The sequence below is a fragment of the Citrobacter sp. Cf125 genome (assembly GCF_030333935.1).
Classification (GTDB): Bacteria; Pseudomonadota; Gammaproteobacteria; order Enterobacterales; family Enterobacteriaceae; genus Citrobacter; species Citrobacter freundii.
In genome coordinates this window covers 132,819-152,356 of sequence record NZ_JAOWEY010000023.1, presented here as the reverse complement: position 1 = coordinate 152,356, position 19,538 = coordinate 132,819, and the positions used below count along the sequence as shown (strand labels likewise).

Here is a 19,538-nt window from a genome sequence, read left to right as displayed (position 1 = left end):
GAGGTTCGAATCCTCCCGGATGCACCATCTTCTCCGAGATAGCAGCAAAACTGTTGTTTCATGGTCTGCGAGATAATCGCGAGCACCAGGAAGGATAACGTTGCTCCAGCAACGGCCCGCAGGGCGAACGCTAGTGAGTCATCCTCCCGGATGCACCATCTCCCCCTTTAAATTATTTCCACATACTCTCTGAACACCCCTCAATTCGCTGTCAGCGACAAAATCAATCAATTACGATAAAATAACGTCTGGTCATTCGGCTTGTGAGAAGACGATGTACGAACGTTATGCGGGTTTGATTTTTGATATGGATGGCACCATCCTGGATACTGAGCCAACGCACCGTAAGGCGTGGCATGAGGTATTGGGGCATTATGGGCTGCGGTTTGATGAACAAGCCATGGTCGCCCTCAACGGCTCCCCAACGTGGCGTATTGCCCAGTCGGTAATTGAATTGAATCATGCCGATCTTGACCCCCATGCCTTAGCGCGCGAGAAAACTGACAAGGTGAAAAGCATGTTGCTGGATAGCGTCCAGCCTCTGCCGTTGGTTGACGTCGTGAAAGCCTGGCATGGGCGTCGGCCTATGGCAGTAGGAACGGGGAGTGAAAGCGCAATTGCAGAAGCGCTGCTCGCTCACCTTGGACTGCGTCGCTATTTTGATGCTGTCGTCGCAGCCGATCACGTACAACGCCACAAACCTGCTCCTGATACGTTTTTGCTTTGTGCCGAACGTATGGGGGTTATTCCGGCGCGTTGCGTCGTGTTTGAAGATGCCGATTTTGGAATACAGGCGGCGCACGCTGCGGGAATGGACGCCGTGGATGTCCGGTTATTGTGAGTGATGGACTGTCGCTCCTGTCACTGTTTGCCAGTAGTTTTCTCAGCGCCACGCTATTACCCGGCAATTCTGAAGTTGTTTTAGTTGCTTTGCTGGTCTCCGGGATAAGTCATCCCTGGGTCTTAGTCTTAACAGCAACAATGGGTAATAGCCTTGGAGGGTTAACTAACGTTATCCTTGGGCGTTTCTTTCCTTTGCGTAAAACATCGCGCTGGCAAGAAAAAGCCACTGGCTGGCTGCGGCGCTATGGCGCTGTCACACTATTATTAAGCTGGATGCCGGTTGTAGGTGATTTATTGTGCCTGTTAGCCGGGTGGATGCGCATCTCGTGGGGTCCAGTTCTCTTTTTCTTATGCCTTGGCAAGGCGCTGCGCTATGTTGTTGTCGCAGCGGTTACGACGCAAGGCATTATGTGGTGGCACTAATTGTGTTGTGAGATAGCCTTCAGGGTAACCAATACCATTATGCTAATTAAAACGATTTTGACAGGCGGGAGGTCAATTTGATCCCGGACGTATCACAGGCGCTGGCCTGGCTGGAAAACCATCCTCAGGCGTTAAAGGGGATTCAACGTGGTCTGGAGCGCGAAACGCTGCGTGTTAATGCAGATGGGTCATTAGCAACGACAGGCCATCCTGAGGTGTTAGGCTCAGCGCTAACGCATAAATGGATAACTACTGACTTTGCCGAAGCGCTGCTGGAATTTATCACTCCGCCAGGCGATGACATTGAGAAAATGCTCACATTCATGCGCGACCTGCATCGTTATACCGCCAGAAACCTGGGCGACGAGCGTATGTGGCCGTTGAGCATGCCTTGCTATATTGCCGAAGGCCAGGATATCGAACTGGCGCAGTACGGCACGTCGAACACCGGTCGCCTGAAGACGCTGTACCGTGAAGGCCTTAAAAACCGTTACGGTGCGTTGATGCAGACAATCTCAGGCGTACACTACAACTTCTCGCTGCCAATGGCTTTCTGGCAGGCGAAGTGCGGCGTAACCGAAGGCGAAGATGCTAAAGAGAAGATCTCCGCGGGCTACTTCCGTCTGATCCGCAACTACTACCGTTTTGGTTGGGTGATCCCGTATCTGTTTGGCGCCTCTCCGGCCATTTGTTCCTCATTCCTGCAAGGAAAACCAACAACTCTGCCGTTTGAAAAAACCGACTGCGGGATGTACTACCTGCCGTACGCGACCTCGTTGCGTCTGAGTGATTTGGGCTATACCAATAAGTCGCAAAGCAATCTTGGAATTACGTTTAACGATTTGCATGAGTATGTGGCAGGATTAAAGCGCGCGATTAAAACGCCCTCCGAGGAGTACGCAGCGATCGGTCTGGAGAAAGACGGTAAGCGTCTGCAAATCAACAGCAACGTTCTGCAGATTGAAAATGAGCTGTATGCGCCTATTCGTCCGAAACGCGTCACTCGTCGTGGTGAAACGCCGTCTGATGCGCTTCTGCGTGGCGGTATCGAGTACATCGAAGTACGCTCGCTGGATATCAACCCGTTCTCACCGATCGGCGTGGACGAGCAGCAGGTACGCTTCCTCGATCTGTTTATGGTCTGGTGTGCGCTGGCCGATGCCCCGGAAATGAGCAGCGATGAATTGCTGTGTACGCGTAAAAACTGGAATCGCGTGATTCTCGAAGGGCGTAAGCCTGGACTGACGTTAGGTATTGGCTGTGAAACAGCCCAGTTCCCGCTGCCTAAGGTTGGGAAAGATTTGTTCCGCGATCTTAAACGTGTGGCACAAACGCTGGACAGCATCGATGGGGGAGAGGAGTATCAGAAGGTCTGTGATGAACTGGTTGTCTGTTTTGACAATCCTGAACTGACTTTCTCTGCCCGGATCCTACGGTCTATGATTGATGAAGGCATTGGCGGTACGGGCAAAGCGCTGGGTGAGGCTTACCGAAATCTGCTGCGTGAAGAGCCATTAGAAATATTGCAGGAAGCTGAATTTATTGCTGAAACCGAGGCTTCGAAGCGTCGTCAGCAGGAGATCGAAGCGGCTGATACTGAGCCGTTTAGCGTGTGGCTGGAAAAGCACGCTTGATACAAAAGAAAAAGGCCACTCGGGAGTGGCCAAAATTTCATCTCTGAAAACAGGGATGATGATAACAAATGCGCGTCTTTCATATACTCAGACTCGCCCCGGAACAAAGAGTTCAGATTATTTTTAAAAAATTTATCGGAGGTGGCTAAATGCCGTTGTTAGATAGTTTTACTGTCGATCACACCCGGATGGAAGCTCCCGCGGTCCGGGTTGCAAAAACGATGAACACCCCGCATGGCGACGCAATCACCGTGTTTGATCTGCGTTTCTGCATTCCGAACAAAGAAGTCATGCCTGAGAAAGGTATCCATACGCTGGAGCACCTGTTTGCAGGTTTTATGCGTAACCACCTTAACGGTAACGGCGTTGAGATTATTGATATCTCTCCGATGGGATGCCGTACCGGCTTCTACATGAGCCTGATTGGTACGCCGGACGAGCAGCGTGTTGCCGATGCGTGGAAAGCGGCAATGGCGGACGTGCTGAAAGTACAGGATCAGAACCAGATCCCGGAGCTGAACGTTTACCAGTGCGGTACGTATCAGATGCACTCTCTTAGCGAAGCACAGGATATCGCGCGTCATATTCTGGAGCGGGATGTACGCGTGAACAGCAATGAAGAGCTGGCGCTGCCGAAAGAGAAATTGCAGGAACTGCATATTTAGTCTTATTGATTAGCTGTTCCAGTATTTAAATTAACCCCGGTTTATGTCCGGGGTTTTTTATTTCGTAATATAATCTATATCTATTATATTTACGACAGGAATATAATTTCAGTTAATTAATGGGTGACCTGTTAAATAATAAAACGTGATCTGGCAAACAGAAAATAATGGATAATTAACGATGCCAGCCCACACCGATCACATAAATCAAAAAACATAAATAATTAATAGAAAAACATAATGGAATACGCCAGGTATCCAGGTAATAAAAAGACTCTTTTCATCGCTTGTGGATGGGGTTTTTATCAAATCTTATCTGGTATACATTAAACTTTAGGGATAAAAAATGAAGGTGAAATATTTAGCGCTTGTGGTCGGCGCTTGCTTTTCGCATAACCTTTGGGCAGTAAATACCGCTATTGAACAGCGTCTTGTCGAACTGGAGCAGCGCGTGATTAATGCCGAACAGCGAGCCGCAGATGCTGAATCGCAAATTCGCTCGCTGAGGCAGCAGCAGGTAGCTGCAGCGCCGACGGTGCAAGTACAGTCTGCTGAACCCTCCGCCTCTACGGAAAATCCACCCAAGTTAACGCTATCCGGTTTTAGCGATATCAAGTTCTATGGCGACGTTGAGTTTAATATGGATGCGGCAAGCCGCTCTGGTAGCCTGACATCAACCAGAACTTCAGCAAATAAAGATTGGGCGCCGGGAACGAATGAACGTTGGGATATCAACGGGCGTCTGCTATTAGGGTTTGATGGCTACCAACGACTGAACAACGGTAATTTCGCCGGATTCTCAGTTCAGCCGCTGGCAGACCTGACCGGAAAAATGAATCTCGATGATGCAGTGTTCTTTTTTGGCCAGGAAAAAGACTGGCAAATTAAGGTCGGACGTTTTGAAGCGTACGATATGTTCCCGCTGAATCAGGATACGTTTATTGAATATTCAGGTAATACGGCGAATGATCTTTACAGTGATGGCTATGGCTATATTTATATGATGAAAGAGGGGCGTGGACGTAGCGACAGCGGCGGTAATTTCCTGATAAGTAAAACCATCGATAACTGGTATTTTGAAGTGAATACATTGATGGAAAATGGCAGTACGCTCTATACCGAGAAGCAGTACCACGGGATGGACTTAACCAATGATAAAAACGTGGCTTACGTGCGCCCGGTGATCGCCTGGCAAAACGGGCGTTTCTCGACGGCAGTGGCGATGGAAAGTAACGTCGTTAACAACGCCTACGGCTATTATGAGAACGGGAAGTGGATCGATCAGTCCGATCGTACGGGGTATGGTTTTACCATGACCTGGGACGGACAAAAAACCGATGCGGAAGACGGCGCGGTGATTAACCTGAATACTGCTTATATGGACGCGACCGATGAGACCGATTTTACCGCTGGGGTGAACGCGTTGTGGCATCGATTCGAACTGGGCTATATCTATGCGCATAACAACATTGACGCTTTCAATGCCACTAACCTGGAGGCCGTTTGCGAGGAAGACTGCTGGATCACCGATCCGGGCAGCTATGATATTCACACCATCCATGCCTCATACTTATTCCCCAATGTGATGGATATGAAAAACTTTAATATCTATCTCGGTGCTTATGCCTCATGGGTTGAGGCCGATCCGAACAATGGCGACAACAGCGAAGATGCTCGTTACGGCGGACGCCTGAGATTCAAATATTATTTCTGATGCTGGCCACAATAAAAAAGGGATCCGCAGATCCCTTTTATCAGATAGTTAGTGCGCTCCACCGCCGCCGCCGCCCGCGCCGAAGGGCGGTTTAGCGAACCACACCAGACCAAGCAAAACCAGGAAGATCCCCGCCGACATCCAGAAGATTTCGTTGGCGGAAATAATCAGACCCTGATTAGTGATCTGCTGAGCTATCCACCCTGACGCCTGCTGGTGCGTCATCCCTAAATCCTGCAGCTTATCGTACATAGCCTGTGCATTTGGGTTGTAGGGGTTAACAGATTCCGTTAGCTGAGCATGGTGCAGCGACTCACGGTTAGTCCACATCGTTGTTGTAATCGATGTACCAATAGAGCCGGCCAGCGTTCGCGTAAAGTTAGACAAGCTCGATGCAGCCGCCAGACGCTCAGGCGGTAAACCGGACAGCGTAATGGTCGTCAGCGGCATAAAGAAGCAGGCTACTGCGAACCCCTGAATAAACTGCGGCCAGGCCGATGCGCCAAAGTCCATACCCGGCTCGAACGTCCACGCACGCCAGTAGAAACAGACGGCGTACATAATAAAACTGAACGTCACCAGCCGACGCATATCCAGCTTGTGCGCGAAGCGGCCGATAATTGGCGACAGGATCACCGGAATAATCCCTACCGGTGCGGACGCCAGACCAGCCCAGGTTGCCGTATAGCCGTATACCTCCTGCAATAGCTGCGGCAGCAAGACGATGGCACCGAAGTAGAGCATATAGGCCAGGCTAATACACAGGCAGCCGATGGTAAAGTTACGCGATTTAAACAGCGAGAGATCGACAATGGGGTGCTCGTCGGTAAGCTCCCAGACGATCAGGAAGCTGATAGCAACCACGGCGACCACCGTCAGGATGATAATCTCCTGCGAGGCGAACCAGTCCAGCTCTTTGCCGCGGTCGAGCATAATCTGTAAACTGCCGATACCGATGACCAGCAGTGCCAGACCAATGGCATCAATGCGCCGCTGCTCGGTTTTGGTTTCCCGGCCGCGCAGGGTTTGCAGGGTCATCAATACCACCGCAGCCCCGATTGGCACGTTGATAAAAAATATCCAGCCCCAGTGATAGTTGTCGCTGATATAGCCCCCCAGAATAGGACCACATATCGGGGCAACAATCACCGTCATCGACCATAGCGCGAGGGCGATGGAGCGCTTGGCGGGTGGATAGTTATTCAGCAACAGGCTCTGTGACAGCGGAATTAATGGACCGGCGACAATACCCTGGATTACGCGGAAGAAAATCAGCATGTTCAGGCTGGTGGACATCCCGCATGCCCATGACGCAATGACGAAGGCGATAGTTGACCACATAAAGAGTCTTACTTCGCCAAAGCGTTTTGCCAGCCAGCCGGTGATCGGAATAGAGATAGCGTTCGCTACCCCGAATGAGGTGATCACCCAGGTTCCCTGGCTCAATGAAGAGCCGAGGTTCCCGGCGATAGTGGGGATCGCCACGTTAGCAATGGTGGAGTCCAGCACCTGCATGAATGTCGCCAGGGACAGCGCGATCGTCATTATGACGAGCTGCGCGCCTTCCAGCGGTTTTTGCTGTTGCATCACACGCACCTTTGAATTAGCCCGCGTTGGCCCGCACGATCTCTTCGATCATCTTATTGACCGGAGCAAGGTCGATTTCACGTGCATTACTTTCTGATACCGGCGTGGTGCGGACCTGGCTTGCCAGAATTTGTCCGTCACGATTGGAGGTATCGACTGTAACCAGCGTAGACAAACCGATCCGCAGAGGATGCTGTGCCAGTTGCTGCGCATCCAGTTCGATACGCACCGGCAGACGCTGGACGACTTTGATCCAGTTCCCGGTTGCGTTTTGTGCTGGCAGCAGGGAGAAGGCGCTGCCCGTTCCCATATCGAGGCCGACAACTTTACCGGTATATTTCACGTCATCGCCATAAATATCGCTGACAACCGTCGCGGGTTGACCAATACGAATGTGGGCGAGCTGTGTTTCTTTGAAGTTGGCATCCACCCACAGGTTGGTGGCCGGAACAACCGCCATTAACGGCGTGGTTGGGCTAATCTGCGCACCAGGCTGTACGGCGCGACGGGATACATAACCGGTCATTGGGCTGACAATTCTGGTACGTTCCAGCGCCAGCCAGGCATCGCGCACTTCGGTGGCGGCCTGTTGTACGGCGGGTTGATCTTCCAGCTTGCTGCCGAGAATCATTGCCTGGTTAGCATTATATTGTTGGATTGCGACATCAAGCTGAGCCTGAGCGCTGGCGACGGCATCACGCGCATGTTGCAGCTCTTCGCGGCCAATCAGGTTGGCGTTGCCCAGCGGGACTCGGCGATTAAAATCGCTTTGTGCCTGCGCCAGAGCTGTTTTCTGCACTTCAATGTTGGCCTGTAACTGCTTGCTGTTGATCATCAACTGGTGCGTCTGACGCACGCTGGAGGCCAGCGCAGTTTTGGCTTTTTCAAATGCCTGTTTGGCATCTGTCTGGTCGAGGGTGACCAGCACATCGCCTTGTTTTACAAAGTCAGTGTTATCAGCCCAGACTTTCGTCACGCTGCCTGATACCTGCGCCATGATTTGAACCTGGTTCCCTGCCACGTACGCATCGTCTGTATCTTCGTAATGACGCAGTACTAAAAACCAATAAATCCCATATGCCACGGCAATGATAATAAAGAGCAAGGTCAGAAGGAGAAGCAGACTTTTACGTTTGCCATTCTTCTTGACCGGTTGCTGCGGGGTTTGAGTCTCCGCATTTGCGCTCATGTTGTTCTCCACGATCTTCTTTTTATTCACATCGGCTGAGCCGACCTGTTTATCAGACAGGCCAGCAGTATGCGTGCTGGCCTGTCGGTTTTTTCATTTATAAATCTGGATTTCTGAGCGAGTCAACGCCTTAGCGCAGCGCTTCTAACACCGCGCCATCCTGCTCCATCTGATCAAGACGGGTCAGAAGTTTACGGGTAATTTGCTCAAGCTGATCTTTTTCGGTGGTGCTAAGAGACGACCAGAGCTGGTGCAGGCAATTATGCTGAGGCGGTAACACCTCTTGCAAAAATGCATGGCCTTTCTCGGTCAATTGCAGATGCAGACAGCGGCGATCGTTATCGCTTTCGCGACGTTCGATCCAGCCACGTTTTTCTAACTCATCCGCGATGCGGGTAGCGTTAGTACGTGACGAGCCAAGCGCACAACTCAGTTCAGAAGGCTGAATACTGTGGTTTTCCTGAGACTCCAGCGTAATCAACGCCATAAACAACGTCTCGTTAATCCCTTGAGCTTTCAGCATCTTATTGCGATTTTCCAGCAGCTTGCCCTGCATGTGCATGCATAGACGAGTCAGAAGCACTTCCTGATAAGGGAACTCTTCGTAGCGGCTGGCGCGAAATTTTAGCATTTGTTCAATGGGCGTAAACGAACTATCCATTTGGGTATAACCTCATTAATTTCAGCCGATATAGTAACGACAGTGACAAATAAAGTAAATGTATTATTAATTTAAAATGATTGTTTTTATCTATAAGACAACCAGCATTTTCCAGGCTAATCCATAGCCCAGAGCACTCAGTAACGTTGGAATGATGATGCTGCGGGTCTTATAGAAGCTTGCACCCAGTATGACAAACCCCACCAGAGTAGGCACGAACCGACGAGCGTCGTGCATCACTTCTGGCGCGGTAGACACCACCAGCAGGGCGCAAATTGATGTAATGCCAATAGTGTCGAGTAATATGCCCGTCGCGCCGCGCTTCGTCGGGCGAACATTGCCGACCCCAAGACGGAGCGGCAAATAGCGAAAACAGTAATTTACGCAGCCGACCAACAGGCCAAGTAGCAGAACTTCATAGCTCATCAGGACCTCCTTGCCAAAATGACTGGATGAGCGCCGTCAGGCATCCACAGACAATACCTGCAAGGATAGCGGCAGGGATGGAAAACAGCATGACGCCAGCCAGCGCCCCGGCCAGGGCCGCAGTCACGCAGAGCGCCTGTTTTCGTTGGAATGACGCGAGCAGGAAGCTCATAAACAGCGCCGGGAGCATGAAGCCCAGTGCCGCTTCAACCGCCGGGTAATCTTTGAGTAAACCACTGCCGGAAAACGCGCCGAGCACCGTACCAAACACCCAAGAGGCCCAGGAGCATAGCGCAATGCCGATCATCCAGTTTTCACTCCAGCGCCGGTTATCCCGTACCAGTTTCGCCGTTGCAGCGGCAAAGACTTCATCGGTAAGGCCAAAAGCCCACAGCGCGCTTTTGGGTTTACTCAGTCGCTGGGCGATCCGACTACGCAGGGAAGGGCCGTACAAAACATGACGGACATCCATGGCCATGACGGTCAGCGCGGCGACCCACAGCGAACTGCCTGCGGCGAGCATGGTGGTAATGACAAACTGGCTGGCTCCCGCATAGATAATGCAGGAGAAAAAGACGCTTTCAACCGGCGTAAAGCCAAGGCGAGTGGCATTGAGACCAAATGCAAAAGCGACCGGAATATAGCTGATAACAATTGGCAGGCTGTCTTTGAATCCTTCCGTTAACGTTGCCGAACTGGATTCAGACTGGGGTACAGGGCTTTCCATAGGGTTATAGGTTTCATTACCGAAATTAATATAACTTGGTTCAATGAGTTATAACCTTAGCAGACTGATGGGCTCCTTAACACCCTGTGGAGCCCAATCAGCGGTAAACATGCGTTATACGCTTAATTTACGGCTTCCTGACGGTGAAAACCTCGCCACCAGACCAACAGGTTGAGTATGGCAACGGTCGTACCTGCCAGACAAACGCCAGCCCACCCGGCATGCTGCCAGGCAGAGGCTGAAATCAGCGAACCTGCCGCTCCGCCAATAAAATAGCTGGTCATGTATCCGGCTGTCAGGCGATTACGCGCGTCAGGATGAATGCGATAGATAACCGTCTGGTTGGTGATGTGCACTCCCTGAACGGTGAGGTCCAACACCAGAATACCGATAATCAGCATGGGGACTGAAGCATGCCCAAACCAAATAGCAAGCCAGGAGAGCAGTAGTAACAGCAGCCCCATGGTTGTGGTCAGGTGGGATTTACCTTTATCGGCAAAACCGCCCGCCGGACGTGCGCCTAACGCCCCTGCGGCACCCGCCAGACCGAACAGACCAATCATTCCTTCCGAATAGTTAAACGGCGGCGCGGCGAGCAAAAACGCCATCGAGGTCCACAGAATACTGAAATTGGCAAAAGTCAGGCAGCCCAGCATCGCGCGGGTACGCAGCAATTTATCGTGAATAAACAGGCTGAATACGGAGCCTAACAGCTGCGGATAGTTGAGATGGGTATCGGATTTCATCTTCGGCAGGCCGCGCCACAGTGCAACCGCCATCAGCGCCATTAATACTGATGCGACCCAAAATACGGTGCGCCAGCCGCCAAGATTCGCCAATAATCCCGCCACGGTGCGCGCCAGTAGAATACCTAGCAGCAGGCCGCTCATAATCGTCCCAACAACTTTACCGCGCTTGTCCGGTGTGGCAAGCGTTGCCGCCAGCGGAACCAAAATCTGTGCCACTACCGAGAACAGCCCGGTCAGGGCAGTACCGAGGATCAGCATACCCAGCGACTGGCTGCTGGCGGTGATCAGCATGCCACCAGCCGCTAACAGCGTCATGGAGACAATCAGCATCCGGCGTTCAAACATATCGCCGAGCGGCACTAAGAACAGCAGGCCGGCGGCGTAGCCGAGCTGGGCCGCGGTGACGATAAACCCTGCGGTACTGGCAGAGAGCGAAAAGTTGCGCGCGATGGTGTCGAGCAGCGGCTGCGCATAATAGTTACTGGCGACGGCGAGGCCGGTGGCGATAGACATTAACAGGATTAGCGAAGGGCTAAGTCCCTGAGTTGTTTTCGTCATGGTTTTCAACTGAATAATGGATTGCAGAAAACAATCATAACGGAAGTGATTAAATGTTGCTGATTTGTTGAGTGATGGATTGTGCGATTGGAGGAGGGTGGATAGGCCGGATAAGGCGCATCGCGCCACCATCCGGCATTGGTATGGTTATTGTGCCTGATGACGCTACGCTCATCAGGCCTGCGAGTGGGTTATTTCTGCGCGGCCAGCGCTTCGTTCACCCAGCCGTCAAACTGCTGCTGGTGGGCTTTGATCCAGCCGTCAACGTGACCCTGCACGTCGGCTTCAGACGCTTTCCCGTCGTGCATCATTGCGTTTTGCGCGTTGATATCCGCCAGCGGCAGCTTCATGATGGCAAACAGTTTCGCCGCAGCCGGGTTTTTCTCCGCCCAGGCTTTATTGGCGACAATATGCATTGTGTTCACCGGGAAGCCGTAGTTGGCGCCGTTTGGCAGCTTGGTATCAATATCTTTCTGCTCGCCAGGCAGGGAAGAGAACGGCACCTGCAGCCAGACCACATCTTTACCCGGCTTCATTACGTCGCTGACCCAGTACGGTGTCCAGGTGTAGTAAAGAATGGGTTTACCTTCTTTGAAGCGGGTAATGGTGTCAGCCATCATCGCTGCATAGTTACCGTGGCTGACCTCGACGGTTTTTTCCAAATCGAAAGCTTTGTTCTGGTGGTTGATTACTGCTTCACAACCCCAGCCCGGTGAACAGCCCATCATATCGGCTTTTCCGTCACCGTTGGTGTCAAAGATTTTGGCGATCTTCGGATCTTTTAACTGGGCGATATTGGTGATTTTGTACTGCTCAGCGGTTTTTTTGTCGATCAGATAACCCTGTGCGGCACCCGTAACGAATACCCCCTCGCGATAAAACTTTTTGTCTCCGCCCGCCGCGGCGTACATATCATCATGCAGCGGCTGCCAGTTCACGGCGGTAAAAGTTGCATCGCCAGAGGCAATGGAGGTATAGCCGACGTTGTAGTCAACTTCGCTGGTTTTGTTAACGGTGTAACCCAGTTTCTCCAGCGCACGAGCGACTAACTGCGTCTGGAAGGATTCTTCAGAGATAGTGCTCTGGATTGGCTGTACGGTAATGCCTTTGCCCGGCAGGTCGGCAGCGAAAGTGCTGGTGGAGACAAGGGTGGCAAACGCTGTGGCAATAATTGCTTTCTGTCGCATCGTTGTTCCTTAATTATTGGAGGGACGTGTAGGCCCGGTAAGCAATGCGCCACCGGGCAACGGGTGAATTACTTCGTGAAAGGGCGAGTGATAAGCCCAACGGGACCAGTGGTGTACCAGCGACGGTTGCCACGGCTACGCGAATCGCGACCAACGGCCTGTGTCAGGCGATCCAGAATGATGGCGAGGATCACAATCCCAACTCCGCCGACGGTGGCAAGCCCCATATCCAGACGACCAATTCCGCGCAGAACCATCTGACCCAGCCCGCCCACGGCAATCATCGACGCGATGACGACCATTGAGAGCGCCAGCATCAGCGTCTGGTTAACCCCAGCCATAATGGTGGGCATTGCCAGCGGGAGCTGCACTTTAAACAGCATCTGGCGCGGGCTGGCACCAAACGAACGCGAGGCTTCAATCAGATCGGCTGGCACCTGGTTAATCCCCAGAATAGTCAGACGTACGATTGGCGGCAGGGCGAAGATAATCGTCACCACTACGCCCGGGACGTTACCAATACCGAACAACATGACAATCGGCACCAGATAGACAAACGCGGGTGTGGTTTGCATGGCGTCCAGCAGCGGGCGAACAATTTTTGCTGCCCGTGGACTGCGCGCCAACCAGATCCCCATCGGCAGACCGATCACCACGCAGAACAGCAACGCGGTCAACACCAGCGCCAGAGTTATCATGGCCTGCGACCACGCGCCGATGGCACCGATGGCAATCAAGGAAATCAGCGTAGCAACGCCCATCCCAACACCGGAAATCTGCCAGGCAATTAGCGCGAACAGGATAATCGCCACCGGGGCTGGCATACCTAACAGCAGCTGTTGAAAACCGTTGAGAATGTAATCCACCGGGACACGAATGCCCTGGAAGACCGGACGGAAATGGGTAACGACCCAGTCGATCCCCTCTGTGACCCAGCTGTCCAGTGGGATCAGCGTTTTATGGAACGGATCCATAATATTGAAATGCTCTGGTGCCGGCGCGGGGGCGCTGGTCAGCCAGTCCGCGCCACCGCCATCAGTGGGCGCACCGGATGGCGTGCTCCAGGCATCGGCAGTTTGTGCGGCGCTGTCGGCCACTGGTGTGGTATCCCACGGATTAGTTTGATCAGCCATTGTTTACCCCCTCACGATCTAAAGCCTGTAACAGCATGCGTTTTGAAATGACGCCCACATACTGCTGTTCCTCATCAACAACCGGCACCGCGCACGGGGCCTGGCCGACATGAGAAAGCAACTCGCTGAGAGGAGTTTGTGCATCTACGGCTAACGGCTCATCGATCAATGCCGCTTCAATACCTTGCGCCTGACTTAACGCTGTTTTTAAGGAGTCGATTGAAACAACGCCAACGAATTTATTGCCGCGTTCGATCACGTAACCATATTCGCGATCTTTGTCCTGCAATAATTGCAGCGCCGAACGTGGGCCCACCCCGGGCGTTTTACGAATTAAACCTTCGGGGCTACGGCGTGAAATATCTTTCGCACTGAAGACCTGGCTAATATCAACGCCGCGGAAGAAGGTGCGTACATAATCATTGGCTGGATTATTCAGGATTTCATCCGGCGTGCCGACCTGGACCACTTCACCGTTTTGCATAATGGCAATTCTGTCGCCAATACGCATAGCTTCGTCGAGATCATGCGATATAAAGACCACGGTGCGTTGATGCTTCGCCTGTAGTTTTACCAGTTCATCCTGCATCTCAGTACGAATTAATGGATCGAGGGCTGAGAAGGCCTCATCCATTAATAAGATGTCAGGATTAATGGCTAATGCGCGGGCGAGGCCTACACGCTGGCGCATACCCCCGGAAAGTTCATCCGGGTATCCGTGAGCATAATTCTCCAGACCAACCTGACGTAGCGCATCTAACGCTTTTTCACGACGTTCATCCGCACCAACACCGGCTAATTCCATGCCGAATGCCGTATTGTCCAGCACCGTCATGTGCGGCATCAGGGCAAAGGACTGGAACACCATCGCAATCTTTTTTCTGCGCACCTCGCGAAGCTCAGCATCGGATATCCGGGCGATGTCTACGCCGTCAATCAATACCTGCCCGCGGGTGGGTTCAATCAGGCGATTGAGAAGGCGTACCATTGTGGATTTACCCGAACCGGATAATCCCATGATGACAAATATCTCGCCTTCTTCAATGGCCAGACTGGCGTTCTTAACGCCAAGCGATAGCCCCGTTTTATCCAGAATCTGCTCTTTTGAAAGTCCTTTTTCAATATATTTGAAGGCTCTCTGCGGATGCTCTCCAAATATCTTATAGAGATTTTTAACTTCTAATTTAATTGCCATGCAATAGAATGATTCCTGTTATTTGTTTATATCGATATATTACCTGATGGAAATAGTGACCTTTTTCTACCCTAACATACTGAGAATCTGAGACAACCCTGAATTTGGTTGTGGCATGAATATTGCCAAAGGCCAGGTGGCGGGACTTCCCGTGATATAAGGGCTGAGCGCGAATGTGAGCGGCTTAATATTTTTTGTAAATGGCAATGAAAAGTCGCCTGAATTGCTGGAATGCAGGCGAATAATGCGGCTGATATTGAGTGTAGATCACACAATTATATTTGCACGACAAAAGTGTGATCCTGTTAAAATATTTCCGCGAAAAATGTACGGTATTTCCCGTAGAAATGATTGCTAGAAATTCCAGTCGTCATCTTCGGTTTCGACCGCTTTTCCCATCACATAGGATGAGCCAGAACCCGAGAAGAAATCGTGGTTTTCGTCAGCGTTGGGCGACAGCGCGGCAAGGATTGCCGGGTTGACGTCCGCCATTTCAGGCGGGAATAGCGCCTCATATCCCAAATTCATTAATGCCTTATTGGCGTTGTAACAAAGGAAGGCTTTGACGTCATCCACCCAGCCGGTCTCTGCATACAATTCTTCCGTATAACGCGCTTCGTTATCATACAATTCCATCAATAGGTCAAAGGCAAAATGCTTTAACTCGTCGCGTGCTGATTCGGAAATATGCTCCAGACCTTTTTGATATTTATAACCAATGTAATACCCATGAACCGCTTCATCACGAATGATCAGACGAATGAGATCGGCGGTATTGGTCAGTTTACCGCGACTGGAGAAATACATCGGTAACCAGAAGCCAGAATAGAACAGGAAGGATTCCAGAAACACGCTGGCTATTTTTTTCTTCAACGGTTCGTCGCTGGCGTAATGTGCCAAAACGATCTGCGCCTTGCGCTGGAGTGGGGTATTTTCTTCACTCCAGGCGTAAGCTGCATCCACATCTTTGGTCTGGCAAAGGGTGGAGAAAATAGAGCTATAGGAACGGGCGTGCACCGCCTCCATAAAGCTGATATTCGACAGCACCGCCTCTTCATGCGGCGTTAACGAATCAGTCATTAACGCTGGTGCTCCGGCAACATTCTGAATGGTGTCGAGCAGCGTCAGCCCGGTAAAAACGCGGATTGTTAGCTGCTGTTCGGCTGCGTTCAACGTTTGCCAGGCCGGAATGTCATTGGAGAGCGGAACCTTTTCCGGGAGCCAGAAGTTACTGGTCAGACGGTTCCATACCTCAAGATCTTTATCATCCTCAATCTTGTTCCAGTTGATGGCGCTCACGCGGGATAATGTCATTTTCTCCTCCTTACAGCGCGCATGACACGCAGCCTTCGATTTCGGTGCCTTCCAGCGCCAGCTGGCGTAGTCGGATGTAGTACAGGGATTTGATGCCCTTACGCCAGGCGTAAATCTGCGCTTTGTTGATATCGCGCGTGGTGGCGGTATCGGGGAAAAAGAGCGTCAGTGAAAGCCCTTGGTCGACATGCCGCGTTGCTTCAGCGTAAGTATCAATGATTTTTTGTGGACCGATCTCGTAGGCATCCTGATACAAGGCTAGATTCTCATTGGTCATAAACGGGGCAGGGTAGTAAACGCGCCCGGTTTTGCCCTCTTTGCGAATCTCCACTTTCGACACGATCGGGTGAATGCTTGACGTGGCATGGTTGATGTAGGAGATAGAACCGGTGGGCGGAACCGCCTGTAAATTCTGGTTATAAATACCGTAGCGCATCACATCTTCACGCAGTTGCGCCCACATCTCGCGCGTCGGCAGCGTAATGCCGCTGGCGGCAAACAGTGTGCGGACCTTGTCGGTTTTTGGCTGCCAGTCGCCCTGCAGATACTGGTTAAAATACTCGCCGCTGGCGTAGCGTGACTGTTTGAATCCGGCAAAGGTTTGACCCCGCTCGCGAGCGATCTTCATTGACGTATTCAGCGCATGCCATGTGATGGTGTAGAAATAGAGATTGGTGAAATCCAGCCCTTCCGGCGAGCCGTAGGCGATCCCTTCCCGCGCCAGATACCCGTGCAGATTCATCTGCCCAAGACCAATCGCGTGCGACGCGCTGTTCCCGGCGTCGATCGAAGGCACGCTGCGGATGTGGCTCATGTCCGAAACGGCGGTTAAGCCGCGAACCGCCGTTTCCACGGTACGACCAAAATCGGGTGAATCCATGGTATGGGCAATGTTCAAGGAGCCGAGATTGCAGGAGATATCGTGCCCGATCTGCGCGTAATTGAGATTTTCATCGTAGGTGGAGGCACTGTTAACCTGCAAAATCTCCGAGCACAGGTTGCTCATATTGATCCGACCGGCAATCGGATTGGCGCGATTCACCGTATCTTCAAACATGATGTAGGGATAACCAGACTCAAACTGGATCTCGGCCAGCCGCTGGAAGAATTCGCGGGCGTTAATGTATTTTTTGCGCACGCGTTCGTCGGCCACCAATTCGTCATACCGCTCACTCACGGCGATATCACCGAACGGTTTGCCGTAAATCCGTTCCACGTCATAAGGTGAGAACAGCGCCATCCGGGCATTTTCTTTCGCCAGTCGAAAGGTAACATCCGGGATCACCACGCCAAGCGAGAGCGTTTTGATACGGATTTTCTCGTCGGCGTTTTCGCGCTTAGTATCGAGAAAACGTAAAATATCCGGATGGTGTGCGTGCAGATACACCGCGCCTGCGCCCTGACGTGCCCCGAGTTGATTCGCATAAGAAAACGCATCTTCCAGCATTTTCATTACCGGGATCACCCCAGAGGACTGGTTCTCAATGCGTTTAATGGGCGCACCTGCCTCGCGCAGGTTGGAGAGCAAAAATGCCACGCCGCCGCCGCGTTTGGAGAGCTGAAGTGCGGAGTTGACCGCCCGACCAATAGACTCCATGTTGTCTTCAATACGCAACAGGAAGCAGGAGACCAGCTCGCCGCGTTGCTGTTTACCGCAGTTTAAAAAGGTTGGCGTGGCGGGCTGAAAGCGCCCGGAGAGCATTTCATCGGTCAGTTGCGTCGCGAGTGCTTCATCGCCCTGCGCCAGCGTGAGTGCCACCATCGTTACCCGATCCTCAAAGTCTTCGAGATAGCGCTTACCGTCGAACGTTTTCAACGTATAGCTGGTGTAGAACTTCCATGCGCCGAGGAACGTCTGGAAACGGAATCCGCTGGCGTGGGCGTAGGTGAATAGCTTCAGCACGAACGCGCGATCGTAGCGGGCTAACACGCTGGCATCGTAATAGCCTTCATCCACCAACGTTTCCAGGCGCTCCTGCTGGCTGGCAAACGCCACCGAGTTGGGGCGGACGTGTGCGGCAAAGAAAGCCTCCACCGCCTGATGGTCTTTATCGAACTGAATGTGCCCGGCTTTATCATACAGATTCAGCATGGCGTTCAGGGCGTGATAATCCAGCGTTGGCTGCATTACACGTTCTGCGGTTGTCGTTGCCAAAATTCGCTCACTCCTTTTCGAACGTTGTCGATATCGCTTTGGGTGCCCATCAGCTCAAAGCGATAGAGCCACGGCACGCCGCATTTTTGTGAGATGACATCACCCGCGCGACCGTAGGCGTCACCGAAATTACGATTGCCGGAGGCGATCACTCCACGGATTAACGCCCGGTTGTGCGTATCGTTTAAAAAGCGGATCACCTGTCTTGGGACCGCGCCAGCAGTGCCGCCGCCGCCGTAGGACGGCACGATTAATATGTAAGGTTCGTCTACCCGGATCGGCTCGCGTTCGTTAAGCGGAATGCGGATGGCAGGCAGCCCCAGACGCTGCATAAAGCGGTGCGTATTTTCGGAGCTGCTGGAGAAGTAGACGAGCTGACTCATGCGCTGACCACACGGTGTTCCGGATGCAGACGGTTGATCATGTCCGGGCGAAACCCTGACCAACTGGTTTCACCCGCGACTACGACCGGTAACTGGCGAAACCCTTGATCGCGCAGGTTATCAGCCAAATCGGGCTGTAAATCGACGTTTACCATCTCAAAGTCAAAACCACGGCTTTCCATTGCCCGTTTGGTGGCATGGCACTGAACACAGTTATTGCGAGTGTAAATAATAATACGCATGATTCGTATTTCCATTTAAAAATAAAAGATCGGCGCGATAGAGGGCGTCGGGTTGTGTGTGTCCTGATAGGAAAGATACTAGATGTAGTTTTAAAAAGATTCAACCATACAAGATATGGGAATTTTAGATTGATGATGGGCTGGGTTATGGGCATGGCAGGGGAAGTGATATGTACCATCGCAGGTTGCCGGATGGCGCGCGTCGCGTCTAATCCGGCCTACAGGAAAGCACTTCCCAGGCCGGATAAGGCGTTTATGCCGCCATCCGGAAGCGCAGAATCACATGCGCATCCCCACCGCCAGGCGGTTAAAGCAGTTCATCAGGCTAATGGCGAATGTCAGGTCGCTAATCTCTTTCGCGCTGAAATGGTCGAGCAGCGGCAGATAAACGTCATCTTCGGCGTGACTAGTGGCAATTTGAGTGACCGATTCGGCCCACGCCAGCGCCGCACGTTCCTGCTTGCTGAAGTGGTGACTCACCCGCCAGCCTGCCAGCGCATCCAGTTTGGCCTGCGCAACTCCGGATTTGCGCAGTGCTTTACTGTGCATTTCCAGACAAAAGGCGCAGCCGTTGATTTGCGAGACCCGCAGGTAAATCAGTTCCGTCAGCGTAGGTTCCAGCGCGCAGTTCTCCAGCGCTTTGCTTGCCTGAACCAGAGCGTTATAGATTTCAGGGCTGAGTTCATAATAGGGCTGGCGTAACATGGTCATGGTATTTCTCCTCGTTTGGATGACCCGCAATGTAGCACTATA

At 52.1% G+C, this 19,538-nt stretch carries 19 protein-coding genes and 1 tRNA gene (1 of these 20 only partly in view); 6 read left to right on the top strand and 14 right to left on the bottom strand.

Features of this window, described 5'->3' with window-relative positions; genetic code table 11:
* From OGV89_RS11150 to OGV89_RS11125, 6 genes are all read left to right on the top strand, one after another.
* Positions 1-27: transfer RNA gene (locus OGV89_RS11150), tRNA-Arg, on the top strand; it begins 99 nt to the left of the window's first position.
* A 247-nt stretch (positions 28-274) separates the two neighbouring features.
* Positions 275-841: a fructose-1-phosphate/6-phosphogluconate phosphatase gene (gene yqaB / locus OGV89_RS11145; protein ID WP_044699675.1), complete on the top strand. Its 567-nt coding sequence runs from the start codon at positions 275-277 to the stop codon at positions 839-841.
* Positions 838-1,266, top strand: a complete 429-nt coding sequence (locus OGV89_RS11140) for a YqaA family protein (RefSeq protein WP_003839664.1) — start codon at positions 838-840, stop codon at positions 1,264-1,266. The genes yqaB and OGV89_RS11140 overlap by 4 nt, the downstream gene beginning before the upstream one ends.
* A gap of 77 nt (positions 1,267-1,343) precedes the next feature.
* Positions 1,344-2,900, top strand: coding sequence for a glutamate--cysteine ligase (gene gshA / locus OGV89_RS11135; protein ID WP_003037314.1), 1,557 nt, complete (start codon positions 1,344-1,346; stop codon positions 2,898-2,900).
* A gap of 149 nt (positions 2,901-3,049) precedes the next feature.
* Positions 3,050-3,565 carry an S-ribosylhomocysteine lyase gene (luxS, locus tag OGV89_RS11130; protein WP_003037312.1) on the top strand — a complete coding sequence of 172 codons (516 nt, stop codon included), beginning with the start codon at positions 3,050-3,052 and terminating at the stop codon, positions 3,563-3,565.
* A gap of 346 nt (positions 3,566-3,911) precedes the next feature.
* Positions 3,912-5,279, top strand: coding sequence for a carbohydrate porin (locus OGV89_RS11125; RefSeq protein ID WP_286558641.1), 1,368 nt, complete (start codon positions 3,912-3,914; stop codon positions 5,277-5,279).
* Between the two features lie 48 nt (positions 5,280-5,327).
* On the opposite strand, the gene emrB is transcribed toward OGV89_RS11125, so the two are convergent.
* The 14 genes from emrB to OGV89_RS11055 all read right to left on the bottom strand — a co-directional run bounded on the left by emrB (position 5,328) and on the right by OGV89_RS11055 (position 19,496).
* Positions 5,328-6,866, bottom strand: a complete 1,539-nt coding sequence (gene emrB, locus OGV89_RS11120) for a multidrug efflux MFS transporter permease subunit EmrB (protein WP_003037306.1) — start codon at positions 6,864-6,866, stop codon at positions 5,328-5,330.
* Between the two features lie 16 nt (positions 6,867-6,882).
* Positions 6,883-8,055, bottom strand: a complete 1,173-nt coding sequence (gene emrA, locus OGV89_RS11115; protein ID WP_003037303.1) for a multidrug efflux MFS transporter periplasmic adaptor subunit EmrA — start codon at positions 8,053-8,055, stop codon at positions 6,883-6,885.
* Positions 8,056-8,185: 130 nt separating this feature from the next.
* On the bottom strand, positions 8,186-8,716 hold the full coding sequence (gene emrR, locus OGV89_RS11110; RefSeq protein ID WP_003037300.1) for a multidrug efflux transporter EmrAB transcriptional repressor EmrR: 531 nt from the start codon (positions 8,714-8,716) through the stop codon (positions 8,186-8,188).
* A 90-nt stretch (positions 8,717-8,806) separates the two neighbouring features.
* The gene (ygaH, locus tag OGV89_RS11105; RefSeq protein ID WP_003037297.1) at positions 8,807-9,142 is read right to left on the bottom strand and encodes an L-valine transporter subunit YgaH; all 336 of its coding nucleotides are present in this window, start codon (positions 9,140-9,142) and stop codon (positions 8,807-8,809) included.
* Entirely contained in the window at positions 9,132-9,869 is a 738-nt protein-coding gene (locus OGV89_RS11100) for an AzlC family ABC transporter permease (RefSeq protein ID WP_003839672.1), read from the bottom strand. The genes ygaH and OGV89_RS11100 overlap by 11 nt, the downstream gene beginning before the upstream one ends.
* A gap of 122 nt (positions 9,870-9,991) precedes the next feature.
* Positions 9,992-11,176: an MFS transporter gene (locus tag OGV89_RS11095; RefSeq protein ID WP_003839673.1), complete on the bottom strand. Its 1,185-nt coding sequence runs from the start codon at positions 11,174-11,176 to the stop codon at positions 9,992-9,994.
* A 191-nt stretch (positions 11,177-11,367) separates the two neighbouring features.
* Positions 11,368-12,363 (bottom strand): glycine betaine/L-proline ABC transporter substrate-binding protein ProX, encoded by a 996-nt coding sequence (gene proX / locus OGV89_RS11090; RefSeq protein WP_003037288.1) that lies wholly within the window; start codon positions 12,361-12,363, stop codon positions 11,368-11,370.
* Between the two features lie 68 nt (positions 12,364-12,431).
* Positions 12,432-13,496 carry a glycine betaine/L-proline ABC transporter permease ProW gene (proW, locus tag OGV89_RS11085; RefSeq protein WP_003846040.1) on the bottom strand — a complete coding sequence of 355 codons (1,065 nt, stop codon included), beginning with the start codon at positions 13,494-13,496 and terminating at the stop codon, positions 12,432-12,434.
* Positions 13,489-14,691 carry a glycine betaine/L-proline ABC transporter ATP-binding protein ProV gene (proV, locus tag OGV89_RS11080; protein WP_003037282.1) on the bottom strand — a complete coding sequence of 401 codons (1,203 nt, stop codon included), beginning with the start codon at positions 14,689-14,691 and terminating at the stop codon, positions 13,489-13,491. Before proV ends, proW begins: the two co-directional genes overlap by 8 nt.
* Before the next feature lie 354 nt (positions 14,692-15,045).
* A complete protein-coding gene (gene nrdF / locus OGV89_RS11075; RefSeq protein ID WP_003846038.1) occupies positions 15,046-16,005 on the bottom strand; it encodes a class 1b ribonucleoside-diphosphate reductase subunit beta in 960 nt (319 codons plus the stop codon).
* Positions 16,006-16,015: 10 nt separating this feature from the next.
* Positions 16,016-18,160 (bottom strand): class 1b ribonucleoside-diphosphate reductase subunit alpha, encoded by a 2,145-nt coding sequence (gene nrdE, locus OGV89_RS11070; RefSeq protein ID WP_286558639.1) that lies wholly within the window; start codon positions 18,158-18,160, stop codon positions 16,016-16,018.
* Entirely contained in the window at positions 18,133-18,543 is a 411-nt protein-coding gene (gene nrdI, locus OGV89_RS11065) for a class Ib ribonucleoside-diphosphate reductase assembly flavoprotein NrdI (RefSeq protein WP_003037273.1), read from the bottom strand. Before nrdI ends, nrdE begins: the two co-directional genes overlap by 28 nt.
* The gene (gene nrdH, locus OGV89_RS11060) at positions 18,540-18,785 is read right to left on the bottom strand and encodes a glutaredoxin-like protein NrdH (RefSeq protein ID WP_003846033.1); all 246 of its coding nucleotides are present in this window, start codon (positions 18,783-18,785) and stop codon (positions 18,540-18,542) included. The genes nrdI and nrdH overlap by 4 nt, the downstream gene beginning before the upstream one ends.
* Before the next feature lie 279 nt (positions 18,786-19,064).
* Complete coding sequence (locus OGV89_RS11055) at positions 19,065-19,496, bottom strand: carboxymuconolactone decarboxylase family protein (protein WP_003846030.1); 432 nt, start codon at positions 19,494-19,496, stop codon at positions 19,065-19,067.
* Between the last annotated feature and the right edge of the window lie 42 nt (positions 19,497-19,538).